Origin of the sequence: Massilia rubra (assembly GCF_011682065.1) — a bacterium.
Classification (GTDB): Bacteria; Pseudomonadota; Gammaproteobacteria; order Burkholderiales; family Burkholderiaceae_D; genus Telluria_A; species Telluria_A rubra.
This window is the reverse complement of the sequence record NZ_VUYU01000089.1, coordinates 1-598: the sequence shown is the minus strand read 5'-3', so window position 1 is coordinate 598 and position 598 is coordinate 1. Positions and strand designations below refer to the sequence as shown.

Annotated in this window: 2 protein-coding genes; both read right to left on the bottom strand. The window is 60.4% G+C overall.

Annotated features, from left to right (window positions below):
* On the bottom strand, positions 1–197 hold a 197-nt coding region (locus F0185_RS34140), incomplete at its 3' end, for a flagellin N-terminal helical domain-containing protein (RefSeq protein ID WP_441295240.1).
* Between the two features lie 225 nt (positions 198–422).
* A partial coding sequence (locus F0185_RS34135; protein WP_267876042.1) for a flagellin occupies positions 423–598 on the bottom strand: 176 nt, incomplete at its 5' end.

The following is a 598-nucleotide window of genomic DNA, read 5'->3' as shown; positions in this document are numbered from 1 at the left end:
TTGCGCATGGCAACGGCCATGCCGCTGGTCTGGGCTTTCAGGCGGGTGGCGATCTGCAGGCCGGCGGCGTCGTCCATCGACGAATTGATGCGGTAGCCGGTCGACAGGCGGGTCATCGAGGTCGACAGCGAGCCCTGGGTGCGGTTGATCGAATTTTGCGCGGACAGGGCGGCGTTGTTGGTGTGAAGGCTCAGCATGGTCAAACTCCTGGGTGTTGGGGGTGGAAACTGGTCGGAGCCGCGCTCAGTGCCGCTCTTATCATTACAAGGCGACACTTTGATCTAGATCATTAAGTGCCCCATGGAAATATACTTCGACCTTGCCAATCCGATCACCTGACGCCGCGCGCGGACGTAAAAAAAGCCAGCCGGGTGGACGGCTGGCCTTTCGGGGACCCGGCTTGCGGCCGGGTATGCCGTTGATTATTGCAGCAGCGACATGACCATCGAGGACATGCTGTTGCTCTGCTTGAGCATGGCGGTGCCGGCTTGCAGCAGCATCTGGCTGGTGGTCATCTTCGAGCTTTCGCTGGCGAAGTCGACGTCCATGATGCGGCCGGTGGCGGCCTTGCTGTTGGTGCTGATGTTCGACAGGTTGT